Source organism: Verrucomicrobiia bacterium (assembly GCA_035946615.1).
Lineage (GTDB): Bacteria > Verrucomicrobiota > Verrucomicrobiia > Limisphaerales > UBA8199 > DASYZB01.
The window spans coordinates 21,705-38,814 of record DASYZB010000150.1; the positions used below are offsets into that span (position 1 = coordinate 21,705).

The 17,110-nt window shown below is 57.0% G+C and carries 14 protein-coding genes; 10 read left to right on the forward strand and 4 right to left on the reverse strand.

Annotated elements, in window-relative coordinates:
• Positions 1-204: 204 nt before the first annotated feature.
• Complete coding sequence (gene cysK / locus VG146_21805; GenBank protein HEV2394994.1) at positions 205-1,188, reverse strand: cysteine synthase A; 984 nt, start codon at positions 1,186-1,188, stop codon at positions 205-207.
• 1,478 nt (positions 1,189-2,666) lie between these two features.
• On the opposite strand from cysK, the gene VG146_21810 reads away from it, so the two are divergent.
• From VG146_21810 to VG146_21820, 3 genes are all read left to right on the forward strand, one after another.
• The gene (locus VG146_21810; GenBank protein HEV2394995.1) at positions 2,667-3,212 is read left to right on the forward strand and encodes a hypothetical protein; all 546 of its coding nucleotides are present in this window, start codon (positions 2,667-2,669) and stop codon (positions 3,210-3,212) included.
• Between the two features lie 326 nt (positions 3,213-3,538).
• A complete protein-coding gene (locus VG146_21815; protein HEV2394996.1) occupies positions 3,539-4,429 on the forward strand; it encodes a prepilin-type N-terminal cleavage/methylation domain-containing protein in 891 nt (296 codons plus the stop codon).
• Between the two features lie 65 nt (positions 4,430-4,494).
• Positions 4,495-5,691: a pyridoxal phosphate-dependent aminotransferase gene (locus VG146_21820; protein ID HEV2394997.1), complete on the forward strand. Its 1,197-nt coding sequence runs from the start codon at positions 4,495-4,497 to the stop codon at positions 5,689-5,691.
• Between the two features lie 12 nt (positions 5,692-5,703).
• On the opposite strand, the gene VG146_21825 is transcribed toward VG146_21820, so the two are convergent.
• Positions 5,704-7,122 (reverse strand): sigma-54 dependent transcriptional regulator, encoded by a 1,419-nt coding sequence (locus VG146_21825; GenBank protein HEV2394998.1) that lies wholly within the window; start codon positions 7,120-7,122, stop codon positions 5,704-5,706.
• 432 nt (positions 7,123-7,554) lie between these two features.
• On the opposite strand from VG146_21825, the gene VG146_21830 reads away from it, so the two are divergent.
• Positions 7,555-7,866: an isoamylase early set domain-containing protein gene (locus VG146_21830; GenBank protein HEV2394999.1), complete on the forward strand. Its 312-nt coding sequence runs from the start codon at positions 7,555-7,557 to the stop codon at positions 7,864-7,866.
• An 8-nt stretch (positions 7,867-7,874) separates the two neighbouring features.
• On the opposite strand, the gene VG146_21835 is transcribed toward VG146_21830, so the two are convergent.
• Positions 7,875-8,864: a malate dehydrogenase gene (locus VG146_21835; protein ID HEV2395000.1), complete on the reverse strand. Its 990-nt coding sequence runs from the start codon at positions 8,862-8,864 to the stop codon at positions 7,875-7,877.
• Between the two features lie 160 nt (positions 8,865-9,024).
• A complete protein-coding gene (locus VG146_21840; protein HEV2395001.1) occupies positions 9,025-9,330 on the reverse strand; it encodes a hypothetical protein in 306 nt (101 codons plus the stop codon).
• A gap of 289 nt (positions 9,331-9,619) precedes the next feature.
• Between VG146_21840 and VG146_21845 the strand changes: the two genes are divergently transcribed.
• The 6 genes from VG146_21845 (at position 9,620) to VG146_21870 (ending at position 16,902) form a co-directional block, all read left to right on the forward strand.
• Positions 9,620-10,411 carry an alpha/beta hydrolase gene (locus tag VG146_21845; GenBank protein ID HEV2395002.1) on the forward strand — a complete coding sequence of 264 codons (792 nt, stop codon included), beginning with the start codon at positions 9,620-9,622 and terminating at the stop codon, positions 10,409-10,411.
• A gap of 1,096 nt (positions 10,412-11,507) precedes the next feature.
• The gene (locus tag VG146_21850) at positions 11,508-12,038 is read left to right on the forward strand and encodes a hypothetical protein (GenBank protein HEV2395003.1); all 531 of its coding nucleotides are present in this window, start codon (positions 11,508-11,510) and stop codon (positions 12,036-12,038) included.
• 284 nt (positions 12,039-12,322) lie between these two features.
• Positions 12,323-12,484 carry a hypothetical protein gene (locus VG146_21855; protein HEV2395004.1) on the forward strand — a complete coding sequence of 54 codons (162 nt, stop codon included), beginning with the start codon at positions 12,323-12,325 and terminating at the stop codon, positions 12,482-12,484.
• Positions 12,485-12,687: 203 nt separating this feature from the next.
• On the forward strand, positions 12,688-12,987 hold the full coding sequence (locus VG146_21860; GenBank protein HEV2395005.1) for a type II secretion system protein: 300 nt from the start codon (positions 12,688-12,690) through the stop codon (positions 12,985-12,987).
• Positions 12,988-13,369: 382 nt separating this feature from the next.
• The gene (locus VG146_21865; protein ID HEV2395006.1) at positions 13,370-14,119 is read left to right on the forward strand and encodes a YebC/PmpR family DNA-binding transcriptional regulator; all 750 of its coding nucleotides are present in this window, start codon (positions 13,370-13,372) and stop codon (positions 14,117-14,119) included.
• Positions 14,119-16,902: an MMPL family transporter gene (locus VG146_21870; GenBank protein HEV2395007.1), complete on the forward strand. Its 2,784-nt coding sequence runs from the start codon at positions 14,119-14,121 to the stop codon at positions 16,900-16,902. The genes VG146_21865 and VG146_21870 overlap by 1 nt, the downstream gene beginning before the upstream one ends.
• Positions 16,903-17,110: the final 208 nt, after the last annotated feature.

Genomic DNA, 17,110 nt, shown 5'->3' on the forward strand with positions numbered 1-17,110 from the left:
TCGAAGGCATTCCAGAATTAATCCCCGAAAACTTAGAGCTTTGAATTTTTGGGAAGCCGCTGCACCGGTTGATAAGGCACTGACACAGACCCACCCCGTGCAGCTAACAAACCTTCGATACACGTAATACTTACCGCCAGAGCCTCGCTAGCGCAACTCTTTTTTTGCGACTTTGCGTCTTTCGGTTCCAGCGGCCTGCCGTGCTCAGCCGCCCACCTGGGCCCTTGCTTCAGCGGCCAGCGGCGTGCTGAGGTAACGCTCACCGGTCGAGCAGGCGACCGTCACGATGACTTTGCCCTTGTTTTCCGGGCGTTTGGCCGCCTCGATGGCTGCCCAGACGTTCGCGCCTGAGGAAATCCCGGCCAAAATGCCTTCTTCCTTGGCTAACCGGCGCGCCATGGCGAAGGAGTCGTCGTTGGTCACCTGGATGCATTCAACTATCTGCGCATTGCCTTTGAAATCCTTCAAATGAAGGTTCTTGGGAATGAACCCTGCGCCGGTGCCTTGAATCTTGTGCGGGCCCGGTTTAAGCGGTTGTCCAGCCAGGCATTGCGAAATCACGGGTGAATCCTTCGGTTCGACCGCGATGGCCTGAAATGAGGGCTTGCGCGGCTTGATCACCTCGCAACAACCGGTAATCGTTCCCCCGGTTCCCACTGCCGAGACCAAAATATCGACCTTGCCGTCTGTATCCTGCCAAATTTCTTCGGCGGTAGTTTTGCGATGAATTTCCGGGTTGGCCGGATTGTCGAATTGCTGCGGAATCCACGCATTGGGGGTTTCTTTGGCCAATTGTTCAGCCTTTGCGATGGCCCCTTTCATCCCTTCAGTTCCAGGTGTGAGCACCAGCCGCGCCCCTAACATCGCCAGCAGGGTGCGCCGTTCCAGGGACATCGTCTCGGGCATCGTTAGGATTAATTGGTATCCTTTGGCCGCCGCGACAAATGCCAGCGCGATGCCAGTATTGCCGCTGGTCGGCTCAATGATGACGGTGTTCTTCTTTAAAATCCCGCGCTGCTCCGCGTCTTCGATCATCGACATCCCGATCCGGTCTTTGACGCTGCCCAGAGGGTTGAAGAATTCGCATTTGAGCAGGATAGTGGCGGGGGCTCCGTCGGTCACCTTGTTCAACTTGACCAGCGGGGTGTGGCCTACCGTCTCGACGATATTGTTATAGATGCGTCCCATAAAGTTGTAAACAGTTAGAGCTTGGCTTTCGTTCGGTTAGGAGAATCTGTTACAACACTGTTAGTCAGGCAAGCCTATTTACAAAACATAAAGCCCCTGCCCAACCTTTCGGTCGGACAGGGACTAAATGGGGGATGGGAGTTCGCCAAGCTCTCTTTCCCGTGCTGGCATTGGGCGCCCCGCAGGGCTGCCAGCTTCCCGACGCTATTCTCCACGGCAAGCGGAGTCTTCGGCCTCGTAGCAGGGCCGTCCAGCGCCTTGCGGCCGCTGAATTATCGAGTGAGGCTTTTAAGCTCGCTTGGGCTGGTGGTTGCGCCACCGGCTTGCGAACCAGGCAAAGACACGTTTGTGCCTGCTTGTCCGCGTCTTCACCACGATGCTCCGGGTCTGCCGCCGCTTTTAGCAGCGCGTTCGCCCGGCGCCACGGGTCTCGCCTCTTCTCTCTCAGGTTGCCTTTCACCACAAGCCAGCGGTAGCGTTTGTACCATCGCCGGCGTTTCGGAAGGTTTTCACGGATCCTGCCTAGATCCCGTGCCCTTCCCGGCCCGAGCTCTCACTTTGTCCCGCCTTTCGGCGTCTTTCCTTTGGCTGACCCAAGTTTTTGGTGCCGCCAGAGCCGCTCGTCCGTGCTGATGCACAGTAGCAACCGGATACCCTCTGGGTAACTGCGATTGGCCCGGGCTCGAAACTGGCCCGGACGACTTGACTCGGCTCAGAGCGGTTTCTTATCGCGCCTTGCCGCACAGTTCCTTTTTCGCGTGTACTGACGATGCGCGAACACCGCCAGAGGAACTGGTGAATCCTGCCTCCACCGCCGGACCTCGCGGCCCGGTTTCAAGAGGGGCTGAGCCAACCAGCCTGACTCAACCTTTCCCCAGTTACCTGGGATTATCTTTGAGACATCCAGCCGCAATCTGTTGACTGCCGTTGGAGCATCTCAGTGCTTTCAATGAACTGGCCACAGCTTATCAAAAATTCGTGAGCATACAATGAAAACTTATGCACAGAATTATTCACCAAATCCCGCCTGTCAGTTCTTTGTGAATAATTCATTTCCCTCCGGTAAATTCCGATTCAAGTGTGGCTGCCTCGCCGGAATTATTCACCGTCCGGCAGCTTCAACTCCTGCGGCTGTGAACAACTTCAAACAGGAGATAACAGAAAACAGAGGTGTGAAAGCGAAGCCAGAACTATGTCTTGCACCCTTGTGGCTGCTCACTAAATGGTGAGGCGCCGTTTGTGCCTCCATTGGTCTCAAAGAGCTTCAAAAATCTCTGTTCTCTCCGTTTCCTCCTGTTTCTTTCTGCATGTTTCCGGCTAAGAGCCTATAGGGGAAGGCTGGGTTGCTTTTTTTTCGTTTTTCCGGCGATTTTTTTGCGTTTTAGATAAGCCTTCAGGCGTTTTCGCTTCTCGACCTTGTTGTATTGCTTGCTCATAGTTCTTTACTTCCTCGCTGCAATGCGATTGTTTGGCGCACTATGGTGATTCACAGGCGTCGATTCAATATCTATCTACTGGTGGCGCTGCAGGCGGCTTTGCTTTGCGGCTGCAAGACCGGACAAAGCGAGGCAAAAAAGCAGCTTGGCACCCTTCGGGTGTATGAGGAGGTCAACCCCGATCCGATGGGCCACAGCCAGGAAGTGGCGATTTATCGCGAACACCCCAGTTCTTTAACTGTGTCCAAGGAGCCGTTCCTCAATGAGGTCCATGTCAAGGAGGCCAAAGTCATCGATGTGGTGGGCGGGTTCGCCTTGCGAATTAAATTTGACAGGGAGGGGAGCTGGCTGCTCGAACAATACACCTCCGCTGACCGTGGCCGGCATCTGGCAATGTTCAGCCAGTTCTATGAGCCGTCTGAGAAGAAACTCAATGCCGGGCGGTGGTTGGCTGCGCCGCTCATTACCAATCACATCACCGATGGGGTGCTGATCTTCACGCCAGATGCCACCCGCGAAGAGGCCGAACAAATCGCGCGGGGTTTGAATAACGTCGCCAAAAAGCTCGAGAACGCCGATACGTTCTGAGCCGCAAGCTTTCATACAGGCACAGGAGCGGAGCCCCGGCTAATGACAGAGTCGAAGCAACGAGCCGCCATTCCTGAGTGTAGGAGACGCCGTAAGGAGTCTCTGATCAGCACCTTCCGGGTGAACTCAAAGGCGGCCAGGTGACAATCCTGATCAGCAACTCCTTATGTCGCTCCTATAAAGGTTTGGAACTGACCTTGTCATTGGTCTTGGGAGGGGAGCGCACCCAGGACCGCACCCCCAGCCCCGCAGCCCCAGGCTTTTCCCAGTGACATATTCGCCTGGTTCGAGTATGGTATAAAAGTTCCATTAGGCATGTATGTGCGATGCAATGGCCCGTCCATTCGGTTGAAAGACCACGCGAAAAGCGCCGCGATAGCCTTATCTCCACCGGCTCTCGTTGCTGGGGCGCGTTTACGCTCATCGAACTGCTGGTGGTGATCGCCATTATTGCCATTCTGGCCGCCATGCTGCTGCCGGTCCTTACCCGGGCGAAAGAGGAGTCAAAAACGGTAGCCTGCTTAAACAATCTCAAACAGTTGCAGGTTTGTTTTCATTTGTATGTGGTGGACAACCAGGATCACTTGCCGCCGAACAACTCCATCATGAGCATCGATTCTGGCAGCGCTCCCGGCACCGGCGCCGGCAGTATCGCCAGGGGTATTTCCTGGTGCCCGGATCATGCGCGGACAGATACCAACACGGTGGATTTGGAGAATGGCGTGCTGTTCCCTTACAACACATCGGTCTCGCTGTACCACTGCCCCGCCGACCTCTCGAAGGTGGTGACCCCCGGTGGCCAGGAACTCCCGCGCCTGCGCAACCGCAGCTACAATATGAGCCAGTCCGCCAACGGCTATGGGGAGTACCTGATACCGCTTGGTTACGGCATCATCCCCAGTTGGGAAAAGCTCACATCGATCATCCGGCCGACGCCATCTCGCCTTTTCATTTTTATCGATGAACATCCTGACACCCTGCTGGATTCTCAATTTGGCAACCCGGTCGGCATGCCATTCTTTCCGATTCAGTGGTGGGATACTCCCGCCGATCGGCATAACCAGGGCGCCTGTCTCTCGTTTGCCGACGGCCACGTCGAGCATTGGCGTTGGAACGTCCCCAAGATTGTGTCTTACCTGGGCCAAACACCCAGTCCCGAGGAGATGCCCGATTACCTGCGCGTCCAGAGCGCCATGAAACAGTGGTCCGATAACTGAGAGGGACGGCTTGCCCCAATTCCGGCTTGCGCGGGGAGCTTCCGGTGCTATTTGTCTCAGCGGACATGAACTATAAGATTTCACATCGCGCTGCTGCGCTCTCACCGTCGCTGACCCTGGCCATTGATTCGAAGGCCAAGCAGATGAAGGCCGAGGGGCAGGACGTGGTTGGTTTTGGAGCCGGCGAGCCGGATTTTGACACGCCGCAGCACATCAAGGACGCGGCAGCCAAAGCCCTGGCGGCAGGTTTTACGAAATACACTCCGGCAGCGGGCATCCCCGAGCTGCGGCAGGCGATTGCCGATAAGCACAAACGCGAGAACGGGCTTACTTTCAAACCCTCTCAAATCATCGTCTCGTGCGGCGGCAAACACTCCTGTTTCAACGTGATCTTTGCCACCTGCGAGGAGGGCGATGAGGTGATCATCCCAGCGCCTTACTGGCTGAGCTATCCTGAGATGGTGAAAATGGCTAGCGCCAAGCCGGTGATTATCGAGACGACCGATAAGACCGAGTTCAAGCTCACACCCGAAATGTTGCGCCGGGCCATTACCCCGCGCACGCGCCTGCTTGTCCTCAATTCACCCAGCAACCCCACAGGCACTGTTTATACGCCCGAAGAGATTAAAGCCCTGGGAGACGTCTGCGTGGAGAAAGGCGTTCTCATCATGAGCGACGAGATTTACGAGCACCTGCTTTACGACGGGGCAACGCACAAAAGCGTGGCGAGTTTTTCCCCAGCTCATTTGGAGCATACGATTATTGTTCACGGTTTTGCGAAGGCTTGGAGCATGACTGGCTGGCGCCTGGGCTGGTGCGCGGCCCCTGAACCCATTGCCAAGGCCATCGATGCGGTCCAAAGCCACAGCACCAGCAACCCGACTTCTTTCGCCCAGAAGGGCGCCGTTGCCGCGCTGACCGGCCCCCAGGATCATCTGAAAGTCTGGCTGGCCGAGTTCAACCGGCGGCGCACCTTCGCCTGGCAGAAGCTCAACAGCATTCCAGGGATTTCCTGCGTCAATGCCAGAGGCGCGTTTTACCTGTTCCCCAACATCTCGAAAACGGGGTTCAAATCCACCGAGTTCTGCGCCCGTTTGCTGGAGGCCGAGAAGGTGGCGGCGGTCCCAGGAATTGCCTTTGGCGCCGATGATTATATCCGGCTTAGCTATGCGACCAGCATGGCGAATATCGAGAAGGGCTTGGAACGAATCGAACGGTTCTGCAAGGCAAGCCAGGTAAGTGATGGAAGAAGCGGAAGTTGAAATTTGGGGATTTTACGCCTTTGCCGGATGGATGCCAAACTGGAGGAGCTTTTCCCGCATCGTCAGCCGCGAAACACCCACCCAGCGGGCAGCTTTGGCCTGGTTACCCTGGGCCAGCTCGATGGCCTGGCTGAACAGTTCTCTTTCGGCCACCTGTAAGAGGCGCGAGTGGATATCGGCCAGTTCGCCCCGTTCTGCCGCAGCCAGCAACTGGCCCACGTAATCGCGCAGAGTCTGGCTGGCCGCCTCGACCGGGAGGCCGTTGCGGGCCAGGGCGGCGCGGACATGTTCCATCCCAATGGTGTAGCCCTGTGCCAACAGGAGCACCTTGCGCACGACATTCTCCAATTCCCGCACGTTGCCGGGCCAGTTTTGCTCGCGCAGAAATTCAACCGCCTCGGGCTGAATCGAGGGGCTTTGTACGCCAAGCTCGGCAGCGTAACGCCACAAGAAATAATTGACCAGCTCGGGTATGTCCTCGGGCCGTTTGCGCAGGGGGGGCAAGTGAATGACGACCACGCTGAGGCGATAATACAAATCTTCGCGGAACTGGTTTTCCCGGATAGCAGACTCGAGGTCGCGATGGGTTGCGGCGATGACACGGACATCCACCGCAATGGTTTCCTTGCCGCCAAGCCGTTGAAGAGTTTTTTCCTGGAGCACCCGGAGGAGCTTGACTTGTGTCCCGGGGGTCATGTCCCCGATTTCATCCAAAAAAATCGTGCCGTGGTCGGCTTGCTCGAAGCGCCCAATGCGGCGGGCTTCGGCCCCGGTAAAAGCACCGCGCTCGTGTCCGAAGAGTTCGCTTTCGAGCAGGGTCTCCGGGATGGCGGCGCAATTAATGGCAATGAAAGGATTCTTGGCGCGATCGCTGTGCTGGTAAATGGCCCGGGCGATGAGCTCTTTGCCAGTGCCGGTTTCGCCTCGGACGAGGATGTTGACCGGTTTGGAGGCGATTCGGCCAATTTCCTTGTAGATGCCCTGCATGACGCGGCTGTTGCCGACCAGGGCCTCGCGCGCTTCTCCGGCAGCGCCCAATGCGACTGCTCCGGTCATCAACCGCCTGCTGGCAATGGCCCGCTCGACCAATGTAATCAGTTCCGGCATCTCGAAGGGCTTGAGCAGGTACTCGTACGCGCCGCTCTTGGTTGCCTCGATAGCGGTTTCCGTTGTGCCGTGCGCCGTCATCAGGATGATGGGCAGCCGCGGTTTGGCCGAATGAAGCTCCCGAACCAGATCGAGGCCGTTCAGGCCGGGCAATTTCATGTCAGTTAATACTACTTCCACTGCATCATCGCTCTGTGCGCGCTTCAGCCCGGAATCACCCCTTGTTTCTACCAGAACGAGGTGACCCTCGTCTGCCAGAACACGGCGCAACGTCATGACAATCCCGGGATCATCCTCGATCAGCAATACCTTCGTCCCACTCATCGTTTCTAATCTTTCCCGCTGTTTACACCAAATAGCCTCCAAGATGAATACTAATCTACAACCGGTCCCTCCGCGCCTGGCATCGCCTGGAAGGCGGCACTTTGTCTTTTTCCGCGCTCGTGCCGCTTTACCTGAGGAGTCCGTAACATGAACTACATCTCGAATTTGCCGATGCTTCTCCCTCTCCCCTTCCGAAGGGGCGAGGGCCGGGGAGAGGGGTCCCTCTGTGTGTAGTCCATCCCACCGTCGCCCCAGTAAGGCCCGCCGCCGCGAACCACTTCCGCTTTAGAGCCTGAGCTGCCTCAAATCGTTGGCTGAGCGAATTTTAATTAAAATTGACCTTGCATTGCCAGGCGGGTCTTGGTTTTCTCTCCATGCGGTTTTTTGTGGCCGCTTGAAAGAATTGAAAGTTGTAAAATTAAGTTGTTCTCCATGCATAACGCCAGTCCTCTGTTTGCTCCCGATCGTTACTCCGCCAAACGAATGGCGAAGCCCGTTCACTTTGTCTGTCTTGCCCCCTCAGCCCGCGAGGTCTTTTTAACCGGAGACTTCAACGGTTGGAACCCCGGGGCGCATCCGATGAAACGCCAGCCGGATGGGGCCTGGCTGGTGGAGGTGCCGCTGCACCACGGGCATCACCAGTACATTTTCGTGGTCGATGGCAGGCCGGTGCTTGATCCCAAAGCCAACGGCATTGCCCGCGACCGGAAGGGTGAGAGGGTCTCGCTTCTGGCAGTCAGTTGAGCCCGGGGCTACTTTGGGAGCAGGTCTGACACAAGGCTCTTTTCCTCTTTGAGTTCATTGACCGTAGCGTCAATCCTGGCCCGGCTGAATTCGTTGAGCTCGAGGCCTTGAACTACCGCGACTTTTGCGCCGTTGCTGCGAGTGGGGAATGAGGCGATCAGCCCCTTCTCGACGCCGTAGCTGCCATCCGAGCAGAGAGAGACACTATTCCAATCGCCCGCGGGGCTGGGTTGAATGATCGAGCGGACGCTCTCGACGATGGCGTTGGCGGCGCTGGCGGCGCTGGAGGCCCCGCGCGCTTTGATAATAGCCGCTCCCCGCTGTTGCACGGAACTGATAAAATCGCCTTTGAGCCAGGCCTCGTCTGAAATGACATCAGTGGCCCGCCGGCCATTGATCTTTGCGTTGTAGAAATCAGGGAATTGTGTCGAGGAATGATTGCCCCAGATTGCCACGTTGCTGACGGCAGTCACGTCCAGGCCCGCTTTCCTGGCCAGTTGGGATTTAGCGCGGTTTTCATCGAGGCGTGTCATCGCGAAGAAGCGTTCGCGAGGCAAACCGGGGGCATTGTTCATGGCGATGAGGCAATTGGTGTTGCAGGGGTTGCCCACAACCAGCACACGCACGTCGCGGGCAGCGTTGTTTTGAATCGCCTGGCCCTGGCCCACAAATATCTTCCCGTTGATGCCCAGGAGGTCCTTGCGTTCCATCCCCGCTTTGCGCGGCACGCTTCCCACCAGCAGCGCCCAGTGGACGCCACCGAAGCCCTCATTGAGATTGGACGTAGCCACCACTCCTTTGAGCAGCGGAAACGCGCAGTCCTCCAACTCCATCACCACTCCCCCCAGGGCGGGCAGGGCCGGCTCGATCTCCAGCAGGTGAAGAACCACCGGCTGCCCGGGGCCGAACATCGCCCCCGAGGCGATGCGAAAGAGAAGAGAATAACCAATCTGACCGGCGGCGCCGGTGACAGCGACACGAATAGGGGCGGTGTTCATAGGCTGATTGAGTGCTTCATTGGCTCGGTTGTTAAGGAATGGCGCATCGAGGGACTTACAGATAAAGAAAACTCCTCGCCCGGGCAACCCTGTATCTGTCAAAGATAACGAAGATAGGAACGCTAATTCCTAGTATTTCAAAACCCTGACACCGGCCCCTCTACCCTGCTCTGCACTTGGGGCAAAGAAATTGCGTTCCGTCAAAGAAGGCCTTCAAGGGGACAAGCTTCTCATCGCACTGGTCGCAGGTTTCCAGAACATCCTCCATCTTGAGCGGCACGGCTTGGAGAATGATGCCGTGGCGTTGCCGGAGCTGGATGATTTTTTCCTCTACCTTGTCATCGACGTAATCGAAGAGGACCGCGCCATAGACTTCATTGGACAATCCCAAACCATCCGGGGTGGTCGCCAGGTACATGCCGTTGTCGGCCTTGACGACAACTTTGATGTCCTCAGCCGGTGTCATGACAACCAGCCTAGCATGATTCAAAACCACACGTCAAATGATGTTTCAAATGAGATGCAGCCCAGGAAGCCCCAAGGCCAGCCGGACAAAGATTGCCTGCCTGCCGCCTTTGTTTCATCCCGGAAGTTGCTCAACAAGAGACCCCTTACATCCTCGCCTGCAAAGGTTTAGAACCGGCCTTGTCATTGGCCAAGGACTCCGGAGGCTCCATACCAATGGGGCAAAAGCCGTCAACTGGCGCGCGCGCCCGGAGTGTGGCAGGCTCTTCGGAATTACTGAAGCATCCGTAATGTTGCGCTGGTTCGAACATCGCCAGGTCTATCAGCCCAGTCGCTTCTCCTTTGCGACCGGCTCCGAGTTGGGCCGCCCTTTCGAAAACGTCTTCTTCCACACGCGCGATAACGTCCGTTTGCACGGCTGGTTTTTTCCAGCCAATGCCAATTCACCCCGGGCAGCTTTGGCCCTCCTGTTCTGTCACGGCAATGGCGGCAATATTTGCCATCGCCTCCAAACCGCCCAGGCCCTCCTGGCCACCGGCCTCAACGTCTTCCTCTTCGATTACCGCGGCTACGGCCAAAGCCAGGGCCGGCCCAGCGAGGAAGGCACCTACGTCGATGGCATGGCCGCTTACGAGTGGCTGCGCCAAAAGGGCTTCGCCGGCTGCTCCATCCTTCTTTATGGTGAGTCCCTTGGCGGCGGCGTGGCCGCCGAGTTGGGACTGCGCCTCGAAACCGCCGGGCTTATCCTCCAAAGCACCTTCACCAGTCTGCCTGCCCTCGGCGCCGAGCTGTTCCCGTGGCTCCCTGTCCAACGCCTCGCGCGAATCCGTTATGACACGCTCCGGAAACTGCCCCAGTTCAAAAGGCCGGTCCTCATCCTGCACAGCCCTCAGGACGAGTTGGTCGCCTTCCATCATGCCCAACAAAACTTCGCCGCTGGTCTCCAACCCAAACTCCTTTGGGAAATCAAGGGCAGGCACAATGATCCCCTCGCCGACACCAACCTCTTCATCACCGGCATCGAACAGTTCCTCCGCTTAATCGAGCCCCCCAAAACCAACGTCAATCCCCACCGTGTGTAGGAGTCTGACCTGCCTCCAACAATTCAGGTTTCCGCGCAAAGAACGCCAGCAACTTGCGAAAGGCGACACAACCAGGCAGGGTTTTTCAAGTCGCGAACGCAATCATAAGTGGAATGGTCATGTTTAGTCGTCACCGGGATTTTTTTACCTTGACCTGGCATGACTAGTCTTGACGGTGAGGCTGGGTTTGGCGCGACACGGGGGGGCGGAACCACAACAATTCGCCTCCCCCCCCCGCCAGCGAGCGGCGTCGCGCTGGAGCGGCAGGATTAGGACGTTCTGCAATCGGGCGGTTCGATGGAAGGAAGTTGGAAGCAAGGGGGTTCATTTTTATACGCGAATTGGTGTCTATTGGTGTCTGTTGGTTACTTTTGGTGACTGGGGCTGGGAGTGATGGGAGTGATGGGAGGAATGGGAGGAATGGGATGGGACGATGGGATTCATTTTACCGTTTCTTTGCCGAGTTGACCGGATTTTCGGAGGGATGGGGAGCACTTTTATCCGCGAATTGGCTTCATCTGGTTGAATTTGATTTGATTTACCTTTATTCGGCCTTAATGCGGTTTCAGCGCCATTCGAGCAGAGGGCGCCAAGGCCGAGAGAGAACGATCTCTCCCTATGTATAGGGCCACAAAACCTGTTCCAGAGGAAACGAGCGCCAAATTTCCGACTATTTCGCATTTTCGACATTCAGTTGTGGCGGCTGTGATCCCACAATCGCTCTATATAGTACGGACCATCAGAAACGCGATTTTCCCGTTTGGCGGCGAAATTTTGTCGAAATTATTTCAATAAATTGTCAAAATCGGCATAAGAATTGCTAAACACGCAACCTGATGGGCGCATCAACCTTGCCATTATTACATCCGACGGGGAGACGGGCTCGGCGGCCACTTCCTCTCCACAAGGGGGAGTCCGCGCTCAAATCTCCAGAAAACTGTTCGTGAGGAAATTCATGACGACGCCTTTTTGAGGAGCGATGGATGCGCTGCCGAACAAACCGAATGCAACGAAGCCCGCGATTGTGACACGCTTGCATGTCAATAGCCATGAGCGCGGGCTCGCTGGTTCGGACCGTTAAACGCAGCCGCACTGTATGAGGCTTAAGCATCTCAGCGTAATTGTGGTTGCCGGCATCCTTCTTGCCTGCACCGGCACGCCCAAGGAGACGACGCGTCCAGCCGAGGCCCAGCCGCACTCGTTCGGCATTTACCTGGTCGCCTTCACGGCGGACAAGCCATGGGGTCCGGCGACGCTTGGAGAGTTGGCTACACTCCCGCTGGCCAAGGAACCGGTTCTTTCTGCCGCCGACATCCTCAGCTACGGTTTTGCGCGCCACAGAATGTTCGTGAAACGAGAGGCGCTGCCGCATTTGCCACAACCCTCGGTTTGGGGGGCGCCTTTCGTCGTCATGGCGGACGGACAGCGAGTTTATTTGGGGGCTTTTGGCACGATGCTCTCGTCGTCCTCAACGGCCGTCCCGACCATCCTGGTTGATTTTCGAGAGTTCACAAACTCGCTGACCATAGACAGAGCGTATCCGGCCCCTGGCTTTGCGGCCGGTCCTGACCCCCGCTCGGACCATCGCATCCGCATGGCGCTGGCGGGGTTGAAGAAACTCAAATGATAATTTCCCATACACGCGCGCTCAACAAGCGGTCTGGAGCGGACGCGGGATGGCGCGTGCCGTCTGCCATCGGAAGCCGTAGACCCCGCGCCGCTTAGGCCGGGTGTTCGCCGAAGCATCACTTGTGAACTGTCAGTTGCCCAACTGGTGTGTCGGATTAGTGGAGCGCACGCTCGCGTGTGTGCTTTTCGTCATGTTGCTGCCTGCCTTGATCCTCATTGGCTTCGTGCTTCGCTCAAACACCGACGGACCTGTTCTCATCACCGATCAGTTGCTGTGGACCGATGGCACCAAGCTCCACCTCCATCGCTTTCGCACAACGGGTCGAGGAACTCATGCGTTTCGATTCATTGGCCGATTTCTTCGTTTGTTCGGTATTGATGACATCCCTGCCGTGTGGGATGTTGCCCGTGGTCAAATCGGGTTCAGGAACCTGGCTCAACTGAATAGAAGATCATGAGGACTCAATTGGCGAACCACTGGCTGTTGACGACTCGGGTTTACGCCTTGCTGTCATTGCTGAGCCAGTGGCCCGGAGCGCCAGAGCAGGGTCGTTCGACAAGTCCTGACCGCGCCGAAGCAGGTTTGGTATGACCCCAGCCCGGACGCTGGGCGGAAACAAAGCGGCCTTAGCCGGGTTCTCAGCAACATGAGCCGAGCACGTCCACTAAAGCCGTGTAGTTACGCCTTCTCTCTGGTTGAGTTGCTGGTCGTAATCGGCATCGTCGCACTGCTCGCCGCGCTCATGGCGCCGGTTCTTTTGAGAGCTAAAGCAAGAGCGCATCAGATTCAATGCGTCAGCAACGAACATCAACAGGGGATCGCTTTGCAGGCCTTTGTGGCGGACAGCCATAAATCGCCTAAGGTGTACCTTCTTTTTGAAGACACGACTGAGGCCGCCTTGGTGCGGTGGAATCGTGATCACCAACCCCATCGTGACAGCTTATGAAAATGGCGACATCCCGGGCCTTTCAATGCGCAAGAATCTGGTGAGGTTGGCTTTTCCCGCGGCGTTGCCCCCGGCTGGTATGCAGCGCGCTTGCAGCGCGCGCCGGTATCTGCGGTCTCATCACTCCGTCACTCCATTCCCCCATTCCCACACAAAACAGGACCTCTCTCAAACATCGAGCCCCCTCGAAGGCGAAAAAGCTTTTTCCAAGTCTCGTTTTGCGCTTCAATAGCGGCGGGTATGAGCCAGAGGTATCCTGCAATGAGCTCCCCGCCAGGGACAGTCTGATACAGGAGGATGGAGCGCGGCGGCCAAATGCGGCCCGCCAGGCAGGCGCCAGCTCGGGCTCGGCTCCAAGTTTTTGTGAACCAATCGATTCGTTATGGCCGGACATAGCAAATGGGCTAAGGTAAAACATTTCAAAGGCGCTATCGACGCAAAGCGCGGAAAGATTTTTTCGAAGCTCGGCAAGGAGATTAGCATTGCCGCCAAGCTGGGCGGGGCTGACCCCGCCATGAACCCGCGCCTGCGCATGGTCTTGCTTAAATGCCGGGCGGCCAACATGCCCAATGATAACATCGAGCGGGCCATCAAGAAGGGCACCGGCGGCGGGCAGGCCGTCAATTTCGAGGACCTGGCTTATGAGATTTACGGGCCGCACGGTGTCGCCGTGCTGGTCGAAGTCACCACCGACAATCGGAACCGCACGGCCTCTGAAATCCGCAGCATCGTCACAAAAAATGGAGGGTCAATCGCCACCCAAGGCTCCGTCAGCCGCCTGTTTCAGCGCAAAGGCCAAATCATTGTGCCCCGCGAGGCCTCCGGCGAGGATCAGTTGATGGAAATTGCCTTGGAAGCCGGCGCTGAGGACTTTAAAGCCGAGCCCGAAGGCTACGAGATTCTCACCGCCCCACCCCATTTTGAAGCCGTTCATAAACAAATCGAGGCCAAAGGCATCAAGCCCGCTGTGGCCGAGATTACCGAGTTGGCCACTATCAGCGTCCCGTTGGAAGATGATTCAGCAGCGGCGGCCGTCAACAGGCTGCTGGACGCTCTCGAAGACCACGACGACGTCAAAGAGGTCTATTCCAACGCCCTCTTCCCCGAGGACCGCCCCAAGGTCCAGAGTTGATGAAGATCAAACGCCTCACCGAAGACAGCCTGGTGGCGCGCGCCCTGGTTTGGCTCGCCGGGGCTTTGTTCCGCCGGCGCTGGCTTTTTGTCTATCCCCAATTGGCCCTGTTCGTCTTGTGCGTCGGCTATACGGTCAAAAATCTCCAGTTCGATACCAGCCGCAGCAACCTCGTCGGCGCTAATAAAAAATACCACCAGAACTTTCTCCGCTTCAAAAAGGAGTTCCCCACCCAGGACGACCTCGTGGTGGTGGTCGAGAGTGAGGACCCGGACAAGAACCGCCAGTTCGTCGAGCGCTTGGGCGCCAAGCTCGAAGCCGACACCAAGAGCTTTCACGATGTCTTTTACAAAGGCGACCTCAAGATGCTCGGCTCCAAGGCCCTCCTCTTTGTCCCCGAAACCGACCTCGCCGACCTGAAAAAGACCCTCATCGATTATCGGCCCTTTATCCAGAAGTTCACCCACACCACAAACCTGGTCTCGCTCTTTAGCATGATCAACACCCAGTTCCGCACCGCTAAACGCGAGCAGGACGCCGATACGGAGTCCATGATCAAGGCCTTTCCCGCCTTGGAACGCATCGTCTCTGAAGCCAGCGCTTCTCTCCTCCGGCCCGGCACCCCCCCCTCTCCCGGAATTAACGCCCTCTTTAGCCCCGGCGAAGATGCCGAACAGCAGATTTACATCACCTTTGCCAAAGGAAAAATTTACCTCGTCACGGCCCAAGCCCCACGGGACGAACTCAACGCCCAGGCCGTCGAGCGCCTCCGGGAGCTGGTCGCTCAAACCCAAGTCGAAGTCCCCGGCCTCAACGTCGGCATCACGGGCGAGCCCGTCCTCGAACACGATGAAATGGCCCAGTCGGAGAAGGACACCACCGTGGCCAGTATCGTGTCGCTGCTGGCTTGCGCCCTGATTTTCATCTACGGCTATCAGGAGACTGGACGCCCCGTGAAGGCCACCCTCTGCTTGATTATCGGGCTGGGCTATACCTTGGCCTTCGCCACACTCGCTGTCGGCCATCTCAATATTCTGACGATTACCTTTGTCCCCATTCTAATCGGCCTGGCTATCGATTACGGCGTCCATCTCATCTCGCGCTACGAGGAGGAATTGCGCAAGGGCCGCTCCGACCACGCCGCCTTGGTCAAGGCCATGGTTTATACCGGGCAAGGCATCTTTACCGGCGCCTTTACCACCGCCGGCGCCTTCCTGGCCATGGCCTTTACCGATTTTAAGGGTATCCAGGAGATGGGCATCATCTGCGGCGGCGGCTTGCTGGTCTGTCTCATTCCCATGATGACCATCTTGCCGGTGCTCTTGCTCAGGGGAAAACAAAACGTCATCGATCAGGAACACCCGCAGCTCGCTGAACGCCGGGCCCGCATCGAGAACCTGTGGCTCCAGCGCCCCGTCCTCGTTACCGCCATCACCCTGGCCTTGTGCATCGCCGCTGCTACCCAGCTTCACAAGGTCTATTTCGATTATGACCTGCTCCACATGCAAAGCGCGGGGCTCCCCGCCGTCGTCTTCGAGCAAAAGCTGATTGATTCGGCTGATAAATCCGTCCTGTTCGGCGCCGTCATCGCCTCCAATCTCCAGCAGGCTGTTACTCTCGAGGAGCAAATCAAGAAACTCCCTTCCGTCGCCAACGTCGAATCCATTGCCTCCTTATTAACCGAGGACCAGTCGCGCAAACTCGCTATCATCGGCGACATCAAGGCTGCCCTGGCCGGCATCTCTTTCTCTCCCCCTGACACCTCGCCAGCGGATGTTCCCGAGCTAAGCCGCACCCTCTATTATCTCTCAGGCTACCTCGGCGCCGCTTACGACGATGTCCAAAACGACCAGCCCACCCTGGCTAAAGAGCTTCTTTCTCTCAAGGACGCCATCGGCCAGTTCCGCAAAGAGATGCTCAGCGACGATGTCGCCAGCCTTGAAAACCCTGCCCTAAAGCTGGCTTCCTTTCAACAGGCCCTGTTCAACGATGTCCGTCAGACCTTCGAGGCGCTCAAGGCCCAGGACAACAGCGCGCGCCTCCGGGTCCAGGACCTGCCTCAATCCCTGCGCGACCGCTTCATCGGTGTCACCGGCAAGTACCTCCTCATGGTCTATCCCAAAAAGGATGTGTGGCAGCGGCCCAACCAAAAGGAGTTTATCGAGCAGTTGCAGGCCGTGTACCCCAATGTCACCGGGACACCCGTGCAGCTTTTTTATTACACCGACCTCCTTAAACGCAGTTACGAGGAAGCGGCTCGCTATTCTCTGCTCGCCATTGTCATCCTGGTCTTGATCCACTTCCGGAGCCCGCTCTCATTGGCCCTGACCTTGGTCCCGGTTGGCGTCGGATTTTTGTGGCTTGGCGGCCTCATGGGTGTCCTCGGTGTGCCACTCAACCCCGCCAATATTATGACTCTGCCATTGGTCATCGGCATCGGGGTCACAAACGGCATCCACATCCTCAACCGTTATGCCGAGGAGCAAACCCCAAACATCCTTGCCCGAAGCACAGGTAAAGCCGTTCTCGTCTCGGGTTTGACAGCCATCGCCGGCTTTGGCAGCTTGATTTTAGCCAAACATCAGGGCATTCAAAGCCTCGGTTACGTCATGGCTGCCGGCTTGGCCACTTGTATGGTTGCCGGCCTGACTTTTCTGCCTGCTTTATTAAATCTGCTGACAAGGCAACCGCAGGAGACAAAACGACCCAGTGTCAACAATGCACGATCGACACCGGGTCGAGAGGAACCGAGGTCTAAAACCTCAAGTATGAGAATAGATTAGGCAAACGCGTGTTTTTGTCAATTTTGAAATGAAATGGGCGGTTTTCTACCCAAAAACGAGTAGCGATAACGTTATCGCAAACGGGCTGTTGCAGGCCAAAGACTCGATTCCATCGAAGGCCGTTCGATGAATGGCCCGGCGACGGATTGCCTATCCGCGATACAGCGGTGTGCCAGTCGGCACTACGGGAGCAGGTTGGTGCGGCGAC

Excerpts from the sequence above, each read along its gene's own strand:
- cysK (HEV2394994.1), bottom strand. The coding sequence starts at position 1,188 with ATGGGACGCATCTATAACAATATCGTCGAGACGGTAGGCCACACCCCG.
- VG146_21810 (HEV2394995.1), top strand. The coding sequence starts at position 2,667 with ATGGTGATTCACAGGCGTCGATTCAATATCTATCTACTGGTGGCGCTG.
- VG146_21815 (HEV2394996.1), top strand. The coding sequence starts at position 3,539 with ATGCAATGGCCCGTCCATTCGGTTGAAAGACCACGCGAAAAGCGCCGC.
- VG146_21820 (HEV2394997.1), top strand. The coding sequence starts at position 4,495 with ATGAACTATAAGATTTCACATCGCGCTGCTGCGCTCTCACCGTCGCTG.
- VG146_21825 (HEV2394998.1), bottom strand. The coding sequence starts at position 7,122 with ATGAGTGGGACGAAGGTATTGCTGATCGAGGATGATCCCGGGATTGTC.
- VG146_21830 (HEV2394999.1), top strand. The coding sequence starts at position 7,555 with ATGCATAACGCCAGTCCTCTGTTTGCTCCCGATCGTTACTCCGCCAAA.
- VG146_21835 (HEV2395000.1), bottom strand. The coding sequence starts at position 8,864 with ATGAACACCGCCCCTATTCGTGTCGCTGTCACCGGCGCCGCCGGTCAG.
- VG146_21840 (HEV2395001.1), bottom strand. The coding sequence starts at position 9,330 with ATGACACCGGCTGAGGACATCAAAGTTGTCGTCAAGGCCGACAACGGC.
- VG146_21845 (HEV2395002.1), top strand. The coding sequence starts at position 9,620 with ATGTTGCGCTGGTTCGAACATCGCCAGGTCTATCAGCCCAGTCGCTTC.
- VG146_21850 (HEV2395003.1), top strand. The coding sequence starts at position 11,508 with ATGAGGCTTAAGCATCTCAGCGTAATTGTGGTTGCCGGCATCCTTCTT.
- VG146_21855 (HEV2395004.1), top strand. The coding sequence starts at position 12,323 with ATGGCACCAAGCTCCACCTCCATCGCTTTCGCACAACGGGTCGAGGAA.
- VG146_21860 (HEV2395005.1), top strand. The coding sequence starts at position 12,688 with ATGAGCCGAGCACGTCCACTAAAGCCGTGTAGTTACGCCTTCTCTCTG.
- VG146_21865 (HEV2395006.1), top strand. The coding sequence starts at position 13,370 with ATGGCCGGACATAGCAAATGGGCTAAGGTAAAACATTTCAAAGGCGCT.
- VG146_21870 (HEV2395007.1), top strand. The coding sequence starts at position 14,119 with ATGAAGATCAAACGCCTCACCGAAGACAGCCTGGTGGCGCGCGCCCTG.